This is a genomic window from Acinetobacter sp. ANC 4973 (assembly GCF_002135275.1).
GTDB classification, from domain to species: Bacteria; Pseudomonadota; Gammaproteobacteria; order Pseudomonadales; family Moraxellaceae; genus Acinetobacter; species Acinetobacter kyonggiensis.
Genome location: NZ_NEGM01000006.1, coordinates 112,030 through 134,732 on the forward strand (window position 1 = coordinate 112,030; position 22,703 = coordinate 134,732).

Genomic DNA, 22,703 nt, shown 5'->3' on the forward strand with positions numbered 1-22,703 from the left:
CCAATAAACAGACAGTCACTTTTTTGATGATGCGAAAATTAAAAATTAGCTATCTAAATATTTATATACCGTGGTTCTAGAAATGTTGAGCCGTTTGGCAGTACGCGCAATATTGCCCTTTTCTTCTTGTAAGACCTGAAGAATTAATCGCTTAGTCACCGTTTCTAAATTAGCTTGAAGCAAAATACTATCCTCAGTTAATGTGGGCGAGGACACCTGCGATTCGGGTAAACAGAGTTGTTCTAAACACGTTCCTTCTTTAAATGCAGTGGATAATTTAAGCACATGAATCAACTCACGAATATTTCCCGGCCATGGATATTGCTTAAACTGCTGTTCAACCTGAACAGTCCAATCGGAAACCTCTAAACTGGTTAAAATGGAATGCAAAATAGATTGCTTGTCTGCGCGTAAGCGTAACGGCTCTAAATAAACCTCAAAACCTCGGATGCGATAATATAAATCACTACGGAATGATTGTTGTTCCACCATTTTTTTTAAATTTTGATTGGTTGCACAAATCAAACGAAATGACGACTTAATGGGTTTACGCCCGCCGACACGGTAAAAATGCTGATCTTGTAACACTCTTAAAATTTTCACTTGCAAATGTAAGGGTAAATCACCAATTTCATCTAAAAATAAAATCCCCTGATCTGCTAATTCAACCAGCCCTTTTTCACCCTGTTTTTTCGCCCCCGTAAATGCACCGCCCTCATAACCGAACAATTCAGCTTCAAGTAGGTTTTCTGGAATTGCGCCACAATTAATCGAGATAAAGGGCAAACTTGCATTCAATTTTTGATGTAATTTTTGCGCAAAATAATCTTTCCCCGTACCCGTTTCACCCGTAATTAATATGGGAATATCCGCTTGAAGTGCTTTAAAAGCTTTATCGACATCCGTCGCAGTTTGAATTTGTTTATGAATAGCCTGTGACTTCTGAACGATTGTTTCTAGATAAGCATAGAAAAAAGCATGATCATGACTTTGTATAAAAAATGATGCTTCGCTCTGATGTTGGAAAAAATGCTCTGCAACAAAGAAGTCCGAAATATTCTGCTTCAATAAATGCTCAACAGTACAATTTAACAACTTTAATGCCATTTGGTTGATTTTCAGTATCTGCCCAAATTCATCAATCACAATCAGTCCAGCATAAGCATTATGTAACAGATCTTTAGAGTGCTGAAAATGTAAAACACGCTGATTGGTTGTTATTTGGGATAAAATAATTTTATTTTCTAAAACATAGCTTTGATACAGTAAATGTCTTAACCAATTGGTTGCCAATAAACCTCGTGTAGAAGTGACATTCAAAGCCCCCTGTACATCACCACAGCCATTAAAAACAGGGACTGAAGCACAGGAATAATCGGCAAATTCATTCAGATAATGCTGATGCCCCACCATTACCATAGGTTGTTTGGAACGGATACTACACGTAGGGGCGATTGCGCCAAAAGTTGACAGTTCAATAATTCGACCCGGCTGTAAAAAATGATATTTTTCACCTAAGGAAGAATTGTGCTTTTCTGCAATAATTTTTGAATGGTTATTAATTAAATAAACACTGACATCTTGCTGTCCAAATAGTTGCCATATATCGTCTAAAACTTTTTCTGTCAGCGTGGCTAGATTTTGATCTTCTAATGACAAGCTGTCTAAAGGAAAGCCCTGTAAAGAGGTCACTTTGAAAAATGGGCTCAGCCCTGCTTGTTTAGATTGCTCCCATGCTTGAATTATAGGCGAATTTTTTTCAATAGACTCTGGAAGCTCGCCAGTGTTATAAAAGTTATGCTTGATATCCTGCCAAGAAAATTTAGATAAACCATCCATGATCATATCCCAAACGAATCCATTATTTAAATAATACAGGGCTGGGTCTAAATTAGACATCATGATGCAGCACAATACCATCAGAATCAGTTCTTAAACTTTGCCCATAAACCAAAATGACTCTATAAATCTCAATAAGATATTGTTTTATATAAAGTCTATTAAAAGCTCACAATCTCAACTCAAGATCACTATAAGCTAAAGCTAGCATATTTTTATAACATCATTCTAGCGGATCAGTACATATTGAAATTCTTGGCAATGATTTCATTTACCCATGTATTTTGACTCTCTGATTTTATATAAAGGCAAATTCATGTATTAAATAACGTGCATCAATCAAAAAATGACTGAGGCAAACAGCCTGTTGTTATATTTATATCCAAATCACAATAACAGATGAATCAAAACACAAAAATTTGTTATATTTTTTTAATCACTTTTTGTATCTACAGCTCTCAAGTCAAACGCTACATAATCATTTTATCTTCAATACTGATAGAGATTTGACAATGAACAATGATCAAAATTCAAGAAAAGCACCGCAATATGCCGATAGCTCTATTTCAGATAAAGCATTTAAACGTGCAATTTTGTGGTTTTTTATCTACTGCTCTATATTTATTATTGGCGTGATATTCGCTGTAGGTGCTGATCATTCATATTTAAATTAAGATTTTATAAATTTACAACAGTTCATCATATTCAAATTTCACCATGTCTTTTCCACGATAAAAACCTACATTATTCCCTGTAAATTTTTTAGCACAAAAGTGAGCTAAACAAATCACTCGCTACAAGATATTGGTCAATCCTCAGCTTCAAACAAACAACAACTTGTGGCAGAAATGGATACAAAACATTGCAATGACTTAAATTTAGCCAATGTTAAACTTCTTTTATTCTTACTTTGAGCGTTTACAATCAAGCGTCCATCTCAAATAAAATAACTTGAAAATATAACGAGGTACTTTATGTCTAAACACTATGACTACATTGCAATTGGTGGAGGGAGTGGCGGAATTGCATCGGTGAATCGTGCTGCGTCTTATGGCAAAAAATGTGCTTTGATTGAAGCGGGTGATCTGGGCGGGACATGTGTCAATGTCGGCTGTGTACCTAAAAAAGTCATGTGGTATTCTGCTCAAATTGCGGATGCTATTCAAAAATATGGTTCTGATTATGGCTTTGATAGCGAACTGAAAAGCTTCGACTGGAAAAAGCTCGTCGAAAATAGACAAGCTTATATCCAAAGAATTCATGCCTCTTATCAATCTGGTCTGAGCAAAAATCAGGTCGATGTTATTCATGGCTTTGCGACGTTTTTGGATCATAAAACAATTGAAGTCAACGGTGAAATATTCACAGCAAAGCATATTTTAATTGCCACGGGAACGCAGCCTTCGCGCCCGAATATTGAAGGTGCAGAACACGGCATTGATTCAAATGGTTTCTTTGAGTTACAAGAACTACCAAAACGTACCGCAATTATTGGCTCAGGTTATATCGCGGTTGAACTCGCGGGCGTTTTAAATTCTTTAGGTTCCGATGTTCAACTTTTTATACGCAAACATTTGCCATTACGCAGTCTAGACCAGTTTTTAGGTGAAACCTTATTAGAAAGCATGCGCAGTGATCACATTCAAGTTCACACACAAGCGACTCCAGTTAAAGTGTCCAAACTCGAAGATCAGTCTTTGCTTTTACAGCTTGAGGATGGCACGCAGCATATAATTGATTGTCTGATCTGGGCGATAGGAAGAGAGCCCAATACGAAAGCGCTTAAATTAGAGCGCACCAATATTCAATTGAATGATTCAGGCTACATTCAAGTTGATCAATTTCAAAATACCACCCAATTCGGTCTTTATGCGGTAGGAGATATTACTGGAAAAGCAGAATTAACGCCTGTTGCCGTTGCTGCTGGTCGCAAGCTTTCAGAGCGCTTGTTCAATGGCAAATCTGAAGAATATCTAAATTACGAAAATATACCGACAGTTGTGTTTAGTCATCCCCCTATTGGGACTGTTGGTTTAACCGAAGAACAAGCCATTGCCCAATTTGGTCAAGATCAAATTAAAGTCTATAGCTCGTCTTTTACTTCTATGTATACGGCAGTCACGCAGCATCGACAAGTGTCAAAAATGAAATTGATTTGCTCTGGCACAGAGGAAAAAGTTATTGGTATTCATGGTATTGGTTATGGGATGGATGAAATCCTGCAAGGTTTTGCCGTCGCCCTGAAAATGGGTGCCACCAAAAAAGACTTTGACGATACAGTCGCCATACACCCTACTTCAGCCGAAGAATTCGTCACCATGCGTTAGTTTATCTTGGATCATAATATGGCTGATCTCGTATAGCGGATGCTAGGCATTTTAACTGGTTTCGAACAATTTCGGTTTTGTCTTCAGTCAAATTAACGCCTACATCAGATGCAACTTTTGCATCATGGATTATCCTAGCAATTGTTATACATTTAATGAAATTTGTATGGGGACTATAATTAGTCAGCATTGGACAAGTCAAAGCGGGAAGTAAATTCAGTTTGGTCATTGAATTTTACTTCCCGCTATTTTTAAATAACAAAGGTCAACAGATGCTTGCTAATTCTCAACAGACCCTAGTTATTCTCGTGAAATTCCTCAGGTTCTATACGTTTGCCATGAGTCAAAATCCATGAACGTTGCACGTATTTTTTACTCTTGTAGCGATAAGCAATAAAGAGTCCGATGAACCACAAAGGTGAAAAAGCCAAAGAAATCATGGTGTCATGATCTAATGCCAAAATCGCAACCACAAAAATCAGAAAAGCCAAGGTAATCCACGCCATAAAGACCCCACCCGGCATTTTATAAGCAGATTGTTGATGTAATTCTGGTGCTTTTTTGCGATATGCCAAATAAGACAAAATAATCATCGCAAAGGTGAAAATACACAAAATGGAGGTAAAGGCAGAGATAATAATAAAGGCCGTCATCACATTCGGTACAACAAATAAAATGGATGTACCAATCACCACACACAACATCGAAAACAACAAACTAAGCACAGGCACTTTGCTTTTTGACAAGCGACCAAAGCTTTTAGGTGCATCTTTTTCAACCGCCAAACCATATAACATACGACTGGTGGCAAAGACGCCGCTGTTTGCCGAAGACATTGCTGAAGTTGCGACAACAAAGTTGACAATACTGGCCGCAGCAGGCAAGCCAATGAGGGTAAACATTTCCACGAACGGGCTTTTATCTGGAGCAATATTCGCCCAAGACGTTACCGCAATAATACATACCAGTGCGCCAACGTAGAATAATAAAATTCGTAAAGGAATAGAGTTAATCGCACGTGGTAAAGCCGTATGCGGATCTTTGGTTTCTGCTGCCGTTGTCCCAACCAATTCAATACCGACAAAAGCAAAAACAGCAATCTGGAAGCCCGCTAAGAAACCACTGACACCATAGGGAAACATGGATTGCCGATCTACAACATGTGCCAAAGAAGCCTTAACACCATCTGGAGAGACAAAACCAACGGTAACCAAATAAATCCCCACCATCAGAAGCAAGATAATCGCGAGAATCTTAATCAGGGCAAACCAGAATTCGACTTCACCAAACAATTTCACCGCAACAAAATTGAGCAAGGTTAAAATAACAATGGAGCTAAAAGCCGGTATCCATGCGGGTAAATCGGGATACCAGAACTGGGCATAGCCACCTATCACAATCACATCCGCAATTGCAGTCACAATCCAGCTTAGCCAATATGACCAGCCTAAGAAAAAGCCTGCCCAAGGCCCTAAATAAGCCGTGGCAAAATCAGCAAAAGACTTATAGTTGGTATTGGAAAGCAGAAGCTCTCCCATCGCGCGCATGACGAAGAAGAAGAAAAAGCCAATAATTAAATAGGTCAAAATAATCGAGGTGCCCGACACAGCCAGTGTCTTGCCCGATCCCATAAATAGACCCGTGCCAATGGCGCCGCCAATGGCGATCATCTGAATATGACGGTTCGTTAGTGACCGCTCTAATTTTTCTTCTTCAACCGACTCATAATGATGCCCGCCCAGCAAATCACCTTCCAGCGCTTCATTTGATCGATTGTTCTTGTTGCCATTCATCATGTTTATTACTCCAATTTACAACACATCAGGTTGTAAATATGGGATTACGCAGAAATCAATCATTGATTTTTTGCAATCCAATATTCAGCCACACATATTTTTAATACACTTATTCTGCATATTATTCAGGCACAAGATTCCATATCCTTAAAATCTAGAGTTGCCTGATATAATTGTCGCAAGATGCAACATACATGCTAAAATAAAATTATTTTCTATTAAAAAACATGAGCTTAAATAAAACACGATATAAACCTTCCCGCTGAAGATTAATATAAGAATCATCTTCGCGTGAATATATTAAATTTATATTGTTAACAATATCCATATATTTAATTCCATTTAAAAAGTTAACCAAAACTATGCAGCCTAAAACTATAATTTCACCATTTTAAAATATGACACTTAAAAATAAATTAATTGACTTCAGTTAAAATGAGGCCTGCCCTGAGACCTTTTTTCACCTGAGGATTGGGAAATAAAATCCAGATCTGCTGCTGCGCCACCACATAAGGTTTACCCTGCTGTGTGGCAATCACTGCACCAGACTGGAACACTGAAAAATTAGGTGCGGAATCTGCAACATTAAGCTGAAAATCATCTTCCGTTTTAATGATGGAATCTGCGACCTGAAAGGTTTGCATCGCCTTTTTCTTACGCATTGGCAAATCTTGTGCGCTCAGTACAGTCCGCAACACCTGATCGATGGCGGAGAATGCCGATAAATCATTTTGACCAAAAGGCTTGGCATGTCCCAGTTCCAAGGTGGCACTTGCCGCCTGAAATTTTGAACTGGTGAAATGTGTGAAGGTTTTTCCTACGGCATTGTGATACACAACAGCATCAAGCTCCGCCGCATTCAGGCTGGCAAGCAATGCAGCATCATAGGCATGAGTTTGATACGGAAATAAAGCAAAGGTTGGCAGCAATGATGGGCGAATAGCCGTATGCAGGTCATAATGGTAAAGCTGCGCTTGCGCATGGCTATCCGTGAAGAAATCCGTCACGATTTGCTCCAGTTCTACCACGCGCTGTGCTTCTGTCGTTGCCACAAATTGCTGCTGCACACCGCAAAACATGCGGTTCATGTCATTTTCAATATAGCGTTGACCTGAACGAATCGCTTCAGGGTTGCCTAAGATCAACAGCAAGCGAACCTTCAGCTCCAACTGTCCCGTAAAAATATCCTGACTCAACCGTGCCAATAATTCGATTGGCGCAGTTTCATTGCCATGTACACCTGCTGAAAGCACCACAACTTTTTCATAGGCCTGTTTCGGGGTCAAAGATAAAACCCCTTCAGCCAGCCATTCCCATGTAAAACTGTCTAGCACTCCCCGCGATAACGCGGGTTGTTTTGCTTCTAAAACCAGACCTAAGAAATCAATCATGCGCTTTCAACTCGTGTGCTGAACTATTGCTGGAAGTGGTAAACTGAACCCAATCCAAGGATTTGGGTTAATTCATCCAATGCCGTACGGCTTTCGATCAGCAACATTGGGTCGGCCAAATCTTGCTGAGTCATTGCATCACGGTAATGTTGATCTACCCACACATTTAAGCGATTGAACAAATTGTCATTCATCAACACATTCGGGTTGATGGCTTGCAGTTCTGCTTCATTTACCGCAACACGCAGACGTAAACAAGCTGGCCCACCGCCATTGCGCATACTTTCTCGCAAGTCGAAGACTTTAATGTCATCAATCGGTGTACCCATCTGGATCATGTCACTCAGATAGTCCCACACCGCTTTATTTTGACGCGATTCTTCTGGTACAACGATGCTCATACCGCCATCTGGACGAGTCAACAACTGACTGTTAAACAAATAGGTATTCACCGCATCTTGCACCGACACACGCTGCTCAGGCACTTCTATCGAAATAAAGTCCTGTTCTAAATGCGCCATCTTTTGGCGGATTTCAGATAACGCTTCGGTCTGATTTAAGAAGGCTTGCTGGTGATGGAATAAGACCTGTTGGTTGCTCACCGCAATCACATCATTGTGGAAGACACCTTGGTCAATCACATCGGGATGCTGCTGTACAAATACAGTTTGTGCAGGATTAAGCTGGTGTAGGCGTGCAACGGCTTCACTGGCTTCAAGCGACTGACGCGCAGGATAATGTTTCGGGCCAATACCGCCACCCAAAAATTGCTGCCCATAAACAAACACTTGTACGCTGGCTTGATCATAAGCACCGCCTAAACGGTTATGATTGGCAGCACCTTCGTCACCAAATAATGAAACAGGTGGCAGTGCAGCATGATGAGCAAAATGACGTTCATCATTAAACATCGCAGCCATAACACGTGACGTGGTTTCATGTTCAATCGAACGATGGAATTTATTATTCAAATTGGCCGCAGTAAAATGCACACGTCCATCCGCACTGTCTGCCGAAGGAGAAACCGTTGCCGCATTTGCTGTCCACATACATGACGCTGAACTCAGTGCAGACAACAACGCAGGAGAGGTACGCATCGCCTGTTCAATCACACTGTGATCATCACCGCGAAAGCCTAACTTACGTAAAGTCGGGACATGTGGACGTTCTTGAGGTGCAAATACGCCTTGCTTCAAGCCCATATCCGACAAAGCCTTCATTTTTAAAAGGCCTTGCTTGGCAGCAAGTTTTGGATTGGAAACATTATTTCGGTTTTTGGTCGATGCTTCGTTCCCGAACGACAATCCCGCATAATGATGCGTTGGCCCAACTAAACCATCAAAATTAATTTCATAGCCTGACATTTTAAACTCCCTATCCTTGAACTACAGCACAATGCCTGGCGATAATTTCTCAGGTAAATTCACCTGATCACTTTCAAGCGATGCCATTGGCCATGCACAATAATCTGCCGCATAGAAGGCACTTGCACGATGGTTGCCCGATGCACCAACGCCACCAAAAGGTGCTGCACTTGAAGCGCCAGTTAAGGGTTTGTTCCAGTTGACAATGCCTGCACGTGCTTCAATTAACAAACGCTCAAACAAGTCACGATCTGGAGAAACTAAGCCAACAGACAAACCAAAACGTGTTGCGTTGGCAATTTTCAGTGCTTCATCAAAGCTGTCATAGCGATAAATACAGCTCAGTGGTCCAAAGTATTCTTCATCAGGCACATTGCTGACACCGGTCACTTCAAGAATTCCAGCGCTTAATAGACTGCTATTCGCATCTGGCTGCGTCACTGACAATAACGGGGTTGCACCTAAATCAATCAAACGCTGCTGTGCTTGCAAAATTTGTTGCGCAGCAGTTAAGGAAATCACACCGCCCATGAAAGGTTGTGGCTGTGCATCCCATTGACCGACCACTAGATCTCGCGTCACTTCAAGCAAACGCTGGATAAAGGCATCGCCTTCTGTACCGTTTTTAATAATTAAACGGCGTGCACAAGTACAACGCTGTCCCGCAGAAACAAAAGCCGATTGAATGGTCAAATTCACTACAGCATCAATATCGGTAATTTCATCGATAATCAGCGCGTTATTGCCACCCATTTCAAGGGCCAAAATCTTTTCAGGCGCACCTGCTAACTGCTGGTGTAAGTGATAGCCAGTATTGGCGCTGCCCGTAAACAATAAGCCATCAATTTCACTTGATTGTGCCAAGGCTTCGCCTGTGCTACGCCCACCTTGAACCAAGTTCAACACACCATCAGGTAAGCCCGCGGCTTGCCATAACTTCACGGTTTCTTCTGCCGTCCACGGTGTCAACTCACTCGGCTTAAACACCACGGTATTGCCTGCGATCAAGGCAGGAACAATATGACCATTGGGTAAATGACCCGGAAAATTGTACGGCCCAAATACAGCCAATACGCCATGTGGGCGGTGGCGCAATGATGCAGCCCCATCCGCCATTTCAGTCAGGCTTTCCCCAGTACGCTCATGATAAGCACGAATTGAAATCGCTACTTTACCCATCATCGCCTGAACTTCAGTGAGCGTTTCCCAAAGTGGTTTGCTGGTTTCACGACTAATCACCGTCGCTAACTGCTGTTTGTTCTGTTCCAATAAAGTGGCAAAGCGTTGAATAATTTCAAGACGTTCTGCCAAAGGACGACGTGCCCATGCTGCAAAAGCGTTACGTGCAGACTGACAAGCCTGCTCTACTTCGTCCGCAGTTGCTTCAGCACCTTGCCAAATTGGTTGTTGAGTCACCGGATCAAGCTTGTTCCATACTGCGCCATGCGCAGGAAACCATGCTCCGTTAATATATAAATTTCCTTGTGACATTATTATTTCTCCATGATATCTAAAGGCAGCAGACGAACGCACTGCCCAGCCTGTACACCCAAGGCCTCGGCCTGTGCGACAGTTAAAGGCAAGCTTGCGTGATCCGCCTGATTGCTGACAAGAATGGCGCGGTAATGCTGATAGCAGTCATTGGCAACCAGATAGCGGATGGTTCCTTCTGGTACTTCAGGCACCACCTTCACCTTACAGACGTGGCTGTTCTGAACAGCGCGCAAATCTTTAATTTCAGCTTCCAGTGTCGGGCCAGCATCAAAAATATCGACATAGCCCTGATAGCGTAGCCCTTCAGTTTCCAACACATGCGCTGCTGGCAAAGTCTGTGGATGCACTTGCGCAATCACTTGCTGTGCAGCGGAAGGAAGCAGGTCGATATACACTGGAAAACGCGGCATCAGTTCTGCAATAAAGACTTTTTGCCCGATACCACTTAAATAGTCTGCGGTGGCAAAGTCCATATCAAAGAAATGATGACCTAGCGCATCCCAGAATGGCGAACGCCCATTTTCATCTGAGTAACCACGCATTTCAGCAATCAGCGTATTTTTAAAGCAGTCCTGAAAAGCCGCCATAAACAGGAAGCGGATTTTGGACAAAAATTTGCCGTTCTGATTTTTGCGGAAATCAGGGTCAAGAAATAAAGTGCATAGTTCGCTGCAACCCGTATGGTCATTGCTTAGAAACAGCGTATTCAATGTCTGATAGACATTCAGCGCTTGTGATGCATGTACTTGCTTGCCCACGTGATAATTATAAAACGGTTCAGTCAGACCGACAGAAACCTCTATTGCGCTGACCCCCACCACACGTTGTAATTCGGTATCTTCCAAGACAAAAAGATAGCCCTGTTCACTTTGGGCAGCTTGGCCTTGCAAGGTATTTTGGGTGCGTAAAATACGGGCAGACAAAATTTCTTTATTTTGCGGAAGAGAGGTCAGGCCAATGCCTGACTTCCCTGCCAAAATATAGATATCGTCGAGGTCTTTATGCTCTGCATGTCTAACAATCATCATAGCGAGAAGCCTATTTCTCGTTAACGAAACGCGCTAAAGCACGGTCAAAGCGCTGTAAGCCTTCTTTAATCTGCTCTTCAGCAATGATTAATGACGGTGTAAAGCGCACGACATTCGGGCCAGCCACCAAAGCCAACAAGCCTTCCTGACCCGCAAGGGTAACAATGTCTTTGGCCTTGCCTGCATATTCAGCTTTAAGTACGCAGCCAATTAATAAGCCTTGACCGCGAATTTCTTCAAACAGGCCATAGCGTACATTCAGCTCATTTAAGCCTTCGGCAAAAATCTGTGCACGAGTACGTACACCATTCAAAACTTCAGGGGTATTAATAAACTCAAATACCGCGCTTGCCACCGCAGACGCCAGCGGGTTACCGCCATAAGTCGTACCGTGATCACCCACCACAAACATATTGGCGTATTTGTCTGTAGCAATCATCGCGCCAATGGGGAAACCACCGCCCAAAGCTTTCGCTGTGGTTAAAATATCTGGTGTCACTTCAGTATTCATGTAGGCATACAGTGAACCTGTACGACCCACACCTGTTTGCACTTCATCAAAAATCAGTACAGCACCATGTTGATCACACAATTCACGCAAGCCTTTCAAGAACTCAGGCGTTGCGGTAATCACACCACCTTCGCCCTGAATCGGCTCGACAATCACTGCGCAAGTTTCTGCGTCAATGGCAGCGCGTGCAGCATCTAAATCATTAAATGGCAGGTGCTGGATACCTTCAGGTAGTGGTGCAAAATCCTGTGAATATTTTGGCTGACCACCCGCAGTCACAGTAAATAATGTGCGACCATGAAAGGCATTTTGAAAAGCGATAATTTTATTTTTATTGGCAGAACCTGAAAGCAAGCCCACCTTACGCGCTAATTTCAATGCCGCTTCATTGGCTTCTGCGCCTGAATTACAGAAAAAGACTTTATCGGCAAAGGTACTTTCGACCAATTGTTTTGCCAAATTCAAAACTGGTTCATTGGTATAGCCATTGCCAATATGCCAAAGCTTTTGCCCTTGTTCGACCAAGGCTTTAACCGCTACAGGATGTGCATGCCCCAAAGCATTAACGGCAATACCACCAGCAAAATCGATATATTCTTTACCTGCCTGATCCCACAGACGAGAACCTTCGCCTCGTACAGGAATAAATTGTGCAGGTGCAAAAACAGGGACCATATACTGATTGAAGTCTTGGCGATTCGGATGAATATTTTGGCTCATGAGATCCTCTTCCTTACATAAATAAGGCTTTATTTTTACTTAAACTAAATGGTGAACAGTGGCGAAGCGACGATTAGCCCGGGAAAATTCCGCGTTCTTTACGTGCTTTCAAGATGCGTTCACATGCCAAAATGTAAGCTGCGGTACGCAAGCTGCATTGTTTTTCCTGCGCTTTACTCCAAACATCTTCAACCGCTGACATCATGAGCTTGTCCAAACGTTGATTAATTTCATCTTCCGTCCAGAAATAGCTCGCCATGTCCTGTACCCATTCGAAGTAACTGACCGTTACCCCGCCAGCGTTGCACAATACATCGGGTACAATACTGATCTGACGCTGTAATAAAATCTCTTCAGCTTCTGGATAAGTTGGGCCGTTGGCACCTTCCAAGATCAGTTTCGCAGTAAGATTTTGCGCACGTTCTGCGGTAATCTGACCTTCCAAAGCAGCAGGAATCAGGATATCCATCTCGATAGTCCAAAATTCTTGATCATCAATCATGCTTGCTTCTGGGAAACCCGCGACACCTTGATGCTTCGCTACATGCTCTTGCAATTGTTTAACATCTAAACCTTGCTCGCTATAGATCGTGCCTGTATGGTCTTGTACACAAACCACTTTGGCATTGGCTTTATGGAATAAGTAAGCCGCTTCACTGCCGACATTACCAAAGCCTTGAATTGCCACACGGCTGCCTTCAATTGACAAATTTATTTTTTTGGCAACTTCTAGGCCTGTCACAAACACGCCACGACCCGTTGCACGAACACGACCCAATGAACCACCCAAGTGCACTGGCTTACCCGTCACTACGCCAGTTACGGTATGACCTTTAATGCTGGAATAGGTATCCATCATCCAACCCATAATGTCGGCATTGGTGCCTACATCCGGTGCTGGAATATCAGTTTGTGGGCCAATAATCGGGCTAATTTCGCTGGTAAAGCGACGCGTCAAACGCTCTAACTCACGAGGAGACAATTTACGTGGATCGACGCGGACTCCGCCTTTGGCACCACCATAAGGTAAATTCAGTACTGCCGTCTTGATGGTCATCCAAGCAGCCAATGCCATAACTTCATTCAGCTCAACATCTGGATGATAGCGAATCCCGCCTTTACCCGGGCCACGCGATAGATTGTGTTGAACACGGTAGCCTTCAAAATGCTGAATAGAGCCATCATCCATCACAATCGGTACATCTACGATAAGCGCACGTTTTGGTCGCTTTAACGTATTCACAAAAGGAATTAAATCTTCTTCTAAATAAGGAGTAACCTGATTAATCTGCGCAAGATAAGTCTGCCATGCTCGGCTATTTTCCATTTCATACGACAAAGACATAGATATTTTCCCTTGTAAAATTCGTTTGATCAAATCCATTAAAAAAACAGGTGACACCATACAACATGGTCTTTATCTATCCAGACAAGCTTCCAAATGTCATGTATGCGTCCATAGACATAGTATGAAAAATCAAATTGACTCAAAAAAGTTGTTATTTTAATTAAAATGAAATAAATTTTATCAATTTGCTAAGTGACAAAATCAAAATGAATGATACCGACAGCCAAATCCTTGGTTTACTGCGTGACAATGCCCGAATGTCGATTACCGATTTAGCCAATAAAATTCGTGTTTCACGCGCCACCGTTCAAAAACGAATTGAATATATGGAAATGAATGGCATCATCATGGGCTATACCATCCGCATTAAGCCCAGTGCCAACCAAAATACCATTCGGGCTTGGATGAATATTATGGTCGAAGGCACCCAAACACGTGCTGTTGTTAAAGCATTACGCCTAGATTCGGCAGTACAGACTTTACATACGACCAATGGCAAGTGGGATCTACTGGTAGAATTAGAGTCAGATAGCTTAGAAAGTTTTGATAAAATATTAGAAAGAATACGAAATATATCAGGAATTTATAACACCGAAACCAGTATTTTATTGTCCACCTATAAAGCATAAATTCTGATTCAATAAAAATAATGAAATAAAAATTAAGCCTTAGCGCATTGTGCATAGCAGACCTGATCATCTCGAGTCAGGTTTGCCTTTTATTCTTCATCTGACACATTCCATCTATGCTTCAAGATAACGCTGTAACAACGCAACATGGTTATTCTTTTACTGATACAGCAGAAGCCTCTTTACCTAAAAATCTTAACCCCACACCAGGTTCCGTCGCAATATATTGAGGATGAATGGCATCATCCTGTAATTTACTTCGCAATTTCGCCACTAAAATACGTAAATAATGCGTATCGTGCTGATGTGTCGGCCCCCATAACTCTTTTAAAATTTGGGGTTGGGTAATCAATTGCCCACGATGTTGAGCAAGTAACATCAAGAGTTGAAACTCTTTACGGGTTAAAGATAATAGCGCGTTGGATAAAAACACCTGCCGCTGGGCAAAATCAATTTTTAATACCCCATCATCAAACATAGCGGATTCTGTTGGTTGTACAACCTGATTCCTCAGCATGACCCGTATACGCGCCATCAACTCTTGTACACTAAAAGGCTTGGTCACATAATCATTCGCCCCAGCATCCAACAAGGCAACTTTTTCAGTCTCATCCGCACGTACTGAAAGTATAATCACCGGGACTTGTGACCAAACTCGAAGCTCTGTTAAAACCTCTTGCCCATCTAAATCAGGTAGACCCAAATCCAAAATGACCAAATCGGCACCTTGTAAGGCAAGTATTTCCAGTCCCCTCTGGCCAGTTTCTGCCAAAAATGTTTTATAGCCCTGCGCACGTAAAGCAATATCCAAAAACTTACGGATTTGTGGTTCATCATCAATGATTAATACATTCACGGCATTGCTTGGAATATTTAAATCATTCATTTTCATTCATTTCTCATTTATGCCATGTTGTATCGGCAATACAATGCGAATACAGGTTCCGCGCTGATTTTTTGCTTCAGTGGCTGAAATCTGTCCCATATGTGCCCCAATAATGGCTTTTACAATGGTCAATCCCAAACCAGTGCCGTATTGTCCACGATCGCCACGTTGCATGGTATAGAACATATCAAAAATACGATTGCGTTCATCTTCAGGTATCCCTAAACCCTGATCACTTATCGCAATTTGTACCTGCTCATCATTCACCTTTTTAATTTCAATTTCAACGGCTTCATCTTCAGGTGAAAACTTCGCTGCATTTTCCAAGACATTAAAAATGGCTTGTTCAATTAAAGCAGCATGTACAAATAAACTCACCACCTCTTCAGGCATGCTAATGCGTACCTGAACTTTCGGTAAATATCGGTTTAAACGACGCACGGCTGACCCAACCAATTCATCAATTCCAATCCAGTCCCGTTTTAAACTTAAGCCTTCATGTCCTAAACGAGTCATATCCAATAAATTTTGGATATAACGATCTAAGCGTTCACCTTCCAAATGAATCGCCTCTAGTAGACTGTCTTGATCTGCCTCATCCATCGCGTGTCGATAATGACTTAGCGTCTCTGCGGCTCCAATCATTGAAGCTAAAGGTGAACGTAAATCATGCGATACGGAAGATAACAAGGCTGAACGTAGCTTTTCAGTTTCAGACGTCACATTGGCAATTTCCAAGTCTTTGCTCAGTTGGGTTCGTGAAATGGCCTGCGCAATATATTCAATCATGGTTTCCGCTAAACGCTTTTGTTCAACACTCAGCATTTGCATATCATGGGTAAACTTCAAGCCAACCACACCCAAACATTGTTTCGATGCCAAAAGCGGTAAAAACCACCATTCATTTTCTGTCAAAGTCTGGGTAAAACGCCCCGAAGGTTGCTGATTAGAAATGCTCCATTCTGCCGATATTTTCTCTTTATCTGAAAGTGCCGAGTCAGCATGATCATTACCCATCAAGTCTTGGTAAGGACAATAGAGTAGGACATCTGCTGTAAGATTTTTTTCTAAACTTTGTGTTGCAATTTCATTGACCTGTTCACTATTTACAGCAGTCGATAACTTCTGTCCTAAATCCTGCATAATGCTGTTATAGCTATTGGCTGCTTTTAATGCGGTCACTTGCTCACGTAAACGAGATGCCAAACGACTTGCAATCAGTGCCGCAGCTAAAAATGCCACAACGGTAATCACCCCCTGATGTGCCGAAATCTGGAAAGTATATTTAGGTGCAATAAAGAAAAAATTATACGCAAGGAAGAAAATAATCGCTGAGCATGCGGCTGCAATCATGCGGGTTTTAGATGCAACAAACACAACAGCAGTAATAAAAATGACGGAAAGTTCTTCAATCCCTAGATATCTCTCCCCCAAACTTGCCATGATAATACTGACAATGGTGGTGAACAAAACCAATATTGATTCTTTAACGCTGAGAAATAAACGGATTTGAGTGACAGGATGCAGCGTTTTTTGTTTCGATTGAATCGGAACAATACTCAGCTCAAAATGCGGATGATGTTTTAAAATCTGCGCAATTAAATTGGATTTAAAGTTGAAGCTATATTTTTTAGGTTGTGCCTGCGCCAGCACCAAAGTTGAAATGCCCCGTTCAAGCGCAAATTCTGACAGTATTTTGGCATGTTGCTGACCGTATAAAATTTCGGTCATCCCACCAAGTTGCCGACATAAATTCAAAGCCCGTTCTATTTCCCTGCTTTGTGCATCTGTTTGATGGGTCTGTGGATTATCTTTTTGCTGCTGATACTGATCATCCATAAAAGCAACCACCGTCCAAGTGGCTAAACGGTTTTCAGCAAGACGGCATCCCGCCCGTACCAAAGCTTCCGATTGTCCTAAACCATTAATCATAATCAGCAGATGATTTTTGAGCGGAATCGGGGTCAGCCCTTGCAAGGCAAAATTTTCACGCACATCGCTATCGACATGACTGGCAACTGTTTGCATAGCCAGTTCACGTAAAGCGGTTAAATTTGAACTATTAAAAAAACCCTGTAGCGCATGTTGAACTTGCTCGGGAATATACACTTTACCCTGATTTAAACGCTCTAATAATTCATTAACAGGCAAGTCAATTAAGCGAATATCTCGAATACGTTCAAACACTCGATCAGGCACGGTTTCTTTCACCCGAATCCCTGTAATTTGATAGACCACATCATTCAAGCTTTCCAAATGCTGAATATTCATGGTGGTAAAAACATCTATGCCAGCATCAAGCAGTTCATTAATGTCTTGCCAACGTTTTTCATGCCGACTGCCGGGCATATTGGTATGGGCAAATTCATCGACCAAAACAATTTGTGCTTTCTGTTCTAAAACAGCATCTAAATCCATTTCCTCAAGCTGATGCCCTTGATAGTGCATTTTTTTTCGGGGAATACAGGGTAAACCTTCTATTAAACCTTCGGTTTCCGCACGACCATGTGTCTCGATATAAGCAATAACAATATTTTGCCCTTGCTGAAATAAATCACGTGCTCGAACCAGCATGGCATAGGTTTTTCCGACCCCCGGAGCAGCACCTAAAAAGATGGTTAAGCGCCCCGATTGATAGCGCTTGGCATGTTGCAATAAAACATCTACTTTATTCTTTCTATTTTCAGTCATAGATTAATCTTTAATTAATAAAACCATTAAACTTAACCAGTATAGTTTAATGATTTATCTTGATTTTTATTGGAACGACGGAGTCGTACCGTTTAAGTTTTAATGGAAGGAGCTCAAATGTCACTTTTCTTTCGGGATGAGTAACGATGTTACGCAAGAGCAAAACCATTTGTCATGGCAAAACTAATAAACGGATCCCTACCATAAACTTTATATGATAGGACTCCGTCGTAAAAAGATATGACCAATAATTTTTGAAATATACAGAAATTACTCTCTAATCTGATCTAAAGCCAAATTTAACTCAAGCACATTAATACGCTGTTGCCCCAACACGCCAAAGGTTGGCTTTAAGGTATATTGCTGAATCAGCTCAATCACCTGCTGATCAGATAAATGTCTAGCCGCTGCAACACGTTGCACCTGAATCATGGCCGATTTCAAACTAATTTCAGGGTCAATTCCACTGCCGGAAGCAGTCACCAAATCACTCGGAATTTGACGACCATCAATATGGTCCCTAGCTTCAATATCCGCTATACGTTGCTCAATGATTTTCGTCAATTCAGGATTGGTTCTCGCCATATTACTGCCTGCCATGGCCATCGGATCATAATTGGCTGCCGAAGGTCGAGCCTGAAAATACTTCGGATCAGTAAAGGGCTGCGCCACTAAACTGGAACCTAAAATTTTTCCATCCAATTCAATCAAACTGCCATTGGCTTGAGCTGGAAATAAAAGCTGTCCCAGTCCTGTCGCCGTGGCACTATATAAAAAACCACATAAACCCAAACCGACGATAGTCAGCCCAATTGAAGCACGAAGCAATGAGGCATATGAAGGTTGTAATAAATGTTCTGTATGTACAGTATTCATGTTTCGCTCCTTAAACGACCAATATTTGACTGATCACCAGATCAATGGCTTTGATTGCAACGAAAGGTAATATCACGCCCCCAACACCATAAATCAGCATGTTACGGCGTAATAATTGTGTCGATGTTGACGGTTTAAATTTCACACCACGTAAAGCAATGGGAATGAGTAATGGAATAATAATGGCATTAAAAATTAGTGCAGAAAGGATGGCGCTTTCTGAACTACCCAACTGCATAACATTGAGCACACTCATTTGTGGGATGGCTGCAACAAAAAGTGCAGGTAAGATTGCAAAATATTTTGAAATATCATTGGCTAAAGAGAATGTGGTCAATGCACCACGGGTAATCAATTGTTGTTTTCCAATTTCAACCACCGCCAATAATTTAGTCGGATCAGAATCTAAATCCACCATATTGCCTGCTTCTTTGGCCGCTTGCGTACCCGAGTTCATCGCCAAGCCTATATCTGCCTGAGCAAGTGCTGGTGCATCATTGGTGCCATCACCCACCATTGCCACTAAATGCCCTTTGTTTTGTTCATCACGAATACAGTTCAATTTATCTTCAGGTCTGGCTTCGGCAATATAGTCATCCACACCTGCTTCTGCCGCAATGGCAGCAGCAGTCAGCGGATTGTCCCCTGTCACCATGACCGTTTTAATCCCCATTTCACGTAAACGAGCAAACTTTTCTTTAATGCCCGATTTAATCACATCTGACAGTTCAATCACGCCCAATAGGTTTTGACCATAAGCAACTACTAAAGGCGTTGCCCCTTTTGATGCCACTTGCTCAACACGGGTTCTGAGTTCGCTATGACGGGAAATATCCTGTGAGGTAAATTTTAAAATCGCATCCAAAGCACCCTTACGAATTTGCTGACCATTGAGCAGATTCAAACCTGAAATACGGGTTGAAGCATTAAATGGAATAAATTCAGCTTGTTCAGGTTCATGAATTTTTTCGCCCTGTTCTTTCGCCAGAGCAACCACAGATTTTCCCTCAGGCGTAGGATCTGCAAGTGAGGTCAATACCGCGGCTTGACGAAGTTCCGATTCTGATACACCAGCTAATGGATAAAATGCCGTCGCCTGACGATCACCATAGGTAATGGTTCCTGTTTTATCCAAAAGTAAAACATCAATATCCCCTGCAACTTCAACTGCTTTACCTGATTTTGCAATCACGTTGGCTTTTAACGCACGGTTCATTCCCGCAATACCAATGGCAGGCAATAAACCGCCAATCGTGGTTGGAATCAAGCACACCAATAAAGCCACCAACAGAATCGGATTGATGGAAATATTCAGAAAATGACCAATAATCGGCAAACTAATCACAACAATGATAAAAGTCACCGTCATCACGGTCAGTAAAATACCCAGTGCAATTTCATTCGGTGTTTTTTGACGATTTGAACCTTCGACTAAGGCAATCATGCGGTCTAAAAAGCTATTGCCTACTTCTGCGGTCACTTGCACGATAATACGATCGGTTAAAACTTTGGTTCCGCCAATCACACCTGAACGATCCGTTCCTGCCTCACGTAACACAGGTGCAGACTCGCCTGTCACCGCAGCTTCATTGATGGTGGCAAAACCATGAACAATTTCACCATCTGAAGGAATCAGTTCACCTGCACGCACCTCGATCAAATCATTGAGCTTTAATGCAGCCGCAGCAATTTGCACACCATCAGTATCGTGTAAATTTACAATACGTCTTGCGATTAAGTTTTGACGTGCCTGTCTCAGTGAGGAGGCTTGACCTCGTCCTTTGGCTTCGGCAATGGCTTCTGCATAATTGGCAAATAAAACCGTAATAAATAAAATTAGGGTCACAAGCAAACCAAAAACAAAGTTCGCTTTGCCTAAAATCGTACTGATTAAAGTAATAATTGTACCGAGCCACACAATTGCCATAACAGGATTTTGCATGGCATGTTGTGGAAGCAATTTAATAAAAGCATTTTTCCATGCTTCAGCTTGAAAAAGCGTTGAAGTATTTTGTTCAGACTGTACTGAATTATTCATGAATTTCACTCCTTAGCCTTGAACCAAGAACAAATGATCAGCGATTGGCCCTAAAACTAAGACAGGCATAAATTGTAATAGGGTCAACATCACCACAATGGCAATTAGAGTTAAAGCAAAGGTAGGCGTTTCTACTTTTAAGCTACCGTGACTTTCAGGTGCCTGACGTTTAGCGGCTAAACGTGTCGCAATAATGAGGGGAATAATTAAAGTTGGAAAACGTCCCAGCAATAAGGCAATGCTACAGGTGACATTCCACCATACGGTGTTATCTGCTAAACCTTCAAAACCTGAACCGTTATTGGCAAATGCCGAAACATATTCATATAAAACCTGCGTAACGCCATGATATGCAGGGTTACTGTTACCTGTGAGTTCAGGAAAAAATAAGGCAATTGAGGTCAATCCCAAAATCACAATCGGCTGAATCAGAATCACCACAGCAAGCAGCTTGATTTCACCCGCTTCAATTTTTCGACCAAAAAGCTCAGGGGTACGCCCAGTCATTAAACCTGCAATAAACACAGCCAAAAATAGATAGATAATGAATTGCTGTAAGCCGCAACCGATCCCTCCCCAAATGGCATTAATCAGCATATCGGACAGCGCAACCAATCCAGTGAGTGGCGATGCAGAATCATGCATCATATTGACTGAACCATTATTCACTTGTGTGGTTAATGCGGCCCACAGCGCAGAAGATGATTCACCAAAACGCATTTCTTTACCTTCCATCGCAGAAATTTGCGATGCAGTTTGAGAAAGACTTTCAGACCAGATTGCACTTGATGCTGAAATCACCGACATCAACAACATTGAGCCAAAAACAAAGGCTGCAAATTTTGCACGTTTGGTGAAAAACCCCAACATGAAAATTACACTGATTGGAATCAATAAAATTGCCAGCATTTCCATAAAGTTAGAAAATGGCGTTGGATTTTCTAAAGGTACAGCACTGTTTGGGCCATACCATCCGCCACCATTACTGCCCAGTTGCTTAATGGCAACCATCGGTGCAACGGGGCCGAGCGGGATTTTTTGTACTTTTAATTCCGCAGTCTGATCAACAACTTGAACTTCAGGCCCACCCTGAAATGTGGCTGGTACACCTTGGCTGTTTAAAAATAATGACCAAACCATACACAGCGGGATCAAGAAGCGAAAGGTTGGACGAATCACATCTGCCCAATAGTTTCCAACATTGATACTTTTAACTTTTTCAGTAAAGCTTTGATTCGATAAAGATGATGCTGCTGTAGTTTGATCATTTGAGCGCTCAAAAAATAAAGCACGAACAGTTGCAACCACCATTGCCAAGCCCATCATTGGGGTAATGACTTGTAACCCAACAATTGCAACCATTTGTGATAAATAAGAAAGCTGTGCCTGACCTGAATAATGTTGCTGATTGGTATTGGTCAAAAAGGAAATCATGCTATGTAAAGCCAGATCCCATGACATATTAGGTGCATGATTTGGATTGAACGGCAACCATGCCTGCACCATAAACAAGCTCCATACCGCAAAACCGATGACGATGCAGCTGAACACAAAACTCAATATATACGTTTTAACATTCATGCCTTGCTTAGGATTGGTTCCCAAAATTGCATAAATTGGTTTCTCGATCCAATTGAATAGTGGATCAATTTTCATTGCACGGTTATGCATAATGGCAGCAAGATATTTTCCGAGCGGAAAAGCCAAAAGCGTGACAATCACTAAAAGTAGAATGAGCTCTAACATGACATTTCTCCTCTCGATG

At 41.9% G+C, this 22,703-nt stretch carries 16 protein-coding genes; 3 read left to right on the forward strand and 13 right to left on the reverse strand.

The features are described from left to right. Positions 1–45 precede the first annotated feature (45 nt). Positions 46–1,839 carry a sigma-54-dependent Fis family transcriptional regulator gene (locus B9T30_RS09750; RefSeq protein WP_086184879.1) on the reverse strand — a complete coding sequence of 598 codons (1,794 nt, stop codon included), beginning with the start codon at positions 1,837–1,839 and terminating at the stop codon, positions 46–48. A gap of 512 nt (positions 1,840–2,351) precedes the next feature. Here B9T30_RS09750 and B9T30_RS16495 point away from each other — a divergent pair. Together B9T30_RS16495 and gorA are read left to right on the forward strand one after the other, a co-directional pair. Then, positions 2,352–2,513, forward strand: a complete 162-nt coding sequence (locus B9T30_RS16495; protein ID WP_171264151.1) for a hypothetical protein — start codon at positions 2,352–2,354, stop codon at positions 2,511–2,513. A 300-nt stretch (positions 2,514–2,813) separates the two neighbouring features. After that, positions 2,814–4,166, forward strand: coding sequence for a glutathione-disulfide reductase (gene gorA, locus B9T30_RS09755; RefSeq protein WP_086184803.1), 1,353 nt, complete (start codon positions 2,814–2,816; stop codon positions 4,164–4,166). Positions 4,167–4,462: 296 nt separating this feature from the next. On the opposite strand, the gene B9T30_RS09765 is transcribed toward gorA, so the two are convergent. The 7 genes from B9T30_RS09765 to B9T30_RS09795 all read right to left on the reverse strand — a co-directional run bounded on the left by B9T30_RS09765 (position 4,463) and on the right by B9T30_RS09795 (position 13,815). Then, positions 4,463–5,962, reverse strand: a complete 1,500-nt coding sequence (locus B9T30_RS09765; protein ID WP_086184805.1) for an amino acid permease — start codon at positions 5,960–5,962, stop codon at positions 4,463–4,465. Positions 5,963–6,378: 416 nt separating this feature from the next. Then, a complete protein-coding gene (gene astE, locus B9T30_RS09770) occupies positions 6,379–7,353 on the reverse strand; it encodes a succinylglutamate desuccinylase (protein ID WP_086184806.1) in 975 nt (324 codons plus the stop codon). Positions 7,354–7,376: 23 nt separating this feature from the next. Further along, positions 7,377–8,717, reverse strand: a complete 1,341-nt coding sequence (gene astB / locus B9T30_RS09775; protein WP_086184807.1) for an N-succinylarginine dihydrolase — start codon at positions 8,715–8,717, stop codon at positions 7,377–7,379. A 21-nt stretch (positions 8,718–8,738) separates the two neighbouring features. Next, positions 8,739–10,208, reverse strand: a complete 1,470-nt coding sequence (gene astD / locus B9T30_RS09780; RefSeq protein ID WP_086184808.1) for a succinylglutamate-semialdehyde dehydrogenase — start codon at positions 10,206–10,208, stop codon at positions 8,739–8,741. A 2-nt stretch (positions 10,209–10,210) separates the two neighbouring features. Beyond that, positions 10,211–11,239 (reverse strand): arginine N-succinyltransferase, encoded by a 1,029-nt coding sequence (gene astA / locus B9T30_RS09785; protein WP_086184809.1) that lies wholly within the window; start codon positions 11,237–11,239, stop codon positions 10,211–10,213. Positions 11,240–11,249: 10 nt separating this feature from the next. Continuing rightward, a complete protein-coding gene (locus B9T30_RS09790; protein ID WP_086184810.1) occupies positions 11,250–12,470 on the reverse strand; it encodes an aspartate aminotransferase family protein in 1,221 nt (406 codons plus the stop codon). A 73-nt stretch (positions 12,471–12,543) separates the two neighbouring features. Further along, complete coding sequence (locus B9T30_RS09795; RefSeq protein WP_086184880.1) at positions 12,544–13,815, reverse strand: Glu/Leu/Phe/Val family dehydrogenase; 1,272 nt, start codon at positions 13,813–13,815, stop codon at positions 12,544–12,546. 209 nt (positions 13,816–14,024) lie between these two features. Here B9T30_RS09795 and B9T30_RS09800 point away from each other — a divergent pair, with 209 nt between their 5' ends. Next, positions 14,025–14,447 carry an Lrp/AsnC family transcriptional regulator gene (locus tag B9T30_RS09800; protein WP_004648109.1) on the forward strand — a complete coding sequence of 141 codons (423 nt, stop codon included), beginning with the start codon at positions 14,025–14,027 and terminating at the stop codon, positions 14,445–14,447. 151 nt (positions 14,448–14,598) lie between these two features. Here B9T30_RS09800 and B9T30_RS09805 read toward each other — a convergent pair whose 3' ends face one another. The 5 genes from B9T30_RS09805 to kdpA all read right to left on the reverse strand — a co-directional run bounded on the left by B9T30_RS09805 (position 14,599) and on the right by kdpA (position 22,684). Continuing rightward, positions 14,599–15,333 carry a response regulator gene (locus B9T30_RS09805; protein WP_086184881.1) on the reverse strand — a complete coding sequence of 245 codons (735 nt, stop codon included), beginning with the start codon at positions 15,331–15,333 and terminating at the stop codon, positions 14,599–14,601. Positions 15,334–15,339: 6 nt separating this feature from the next. Next, entirely contained in the window at positions 15,340–18,024 is a 2,685-nt protein-coding gene (locus B9T30_RS09810; protein ID WP_086184811.1) for a sensor histidine kinase, read from the reverse strand. Between the two features lie 270 nt (positions 18,025–18,294). Next, positions 18,295–18,900, reverse strand: a complete 606-nt coding sequence (gene kdpC, locus B9T30_RS09815) for a potassium-transporting ATPase subunit KdpC (protein WP_086184812.1) — start codon at positions 18,898–18,900, stop codon at positions 18,295–18,297. A 10-nt stretch (positions 18,901–18,910) separates the two neighbouring features. Continuing rightward, a complete protein-coding gene (gene kdpB, locus B9T30_RS09820) occupies positions 18,911–20,938 on the reverse strand; it encodes a potassium-transporting ATPase subunit KdpB (RefSeq protein WP_086184813.1) in 2,028 nt (675 codons plus the stop codon). 12 nt (positions 20,939–20,950) lie between these two features. After that, positions 20,951–22,684: a potassium-transporting ATPase subunit KdpA gene (gene kdpA / locus B9T30_RS09825; protein ID WP_086184814.1), complete on the reverse strand. Its 1,734-nt coding sequence runs from the start codon at positions 22,682–22,684 to the stop codon at positions 20,951–20,953. Positions 22,685–22,703: the final 19 nt, after the last annotated feature.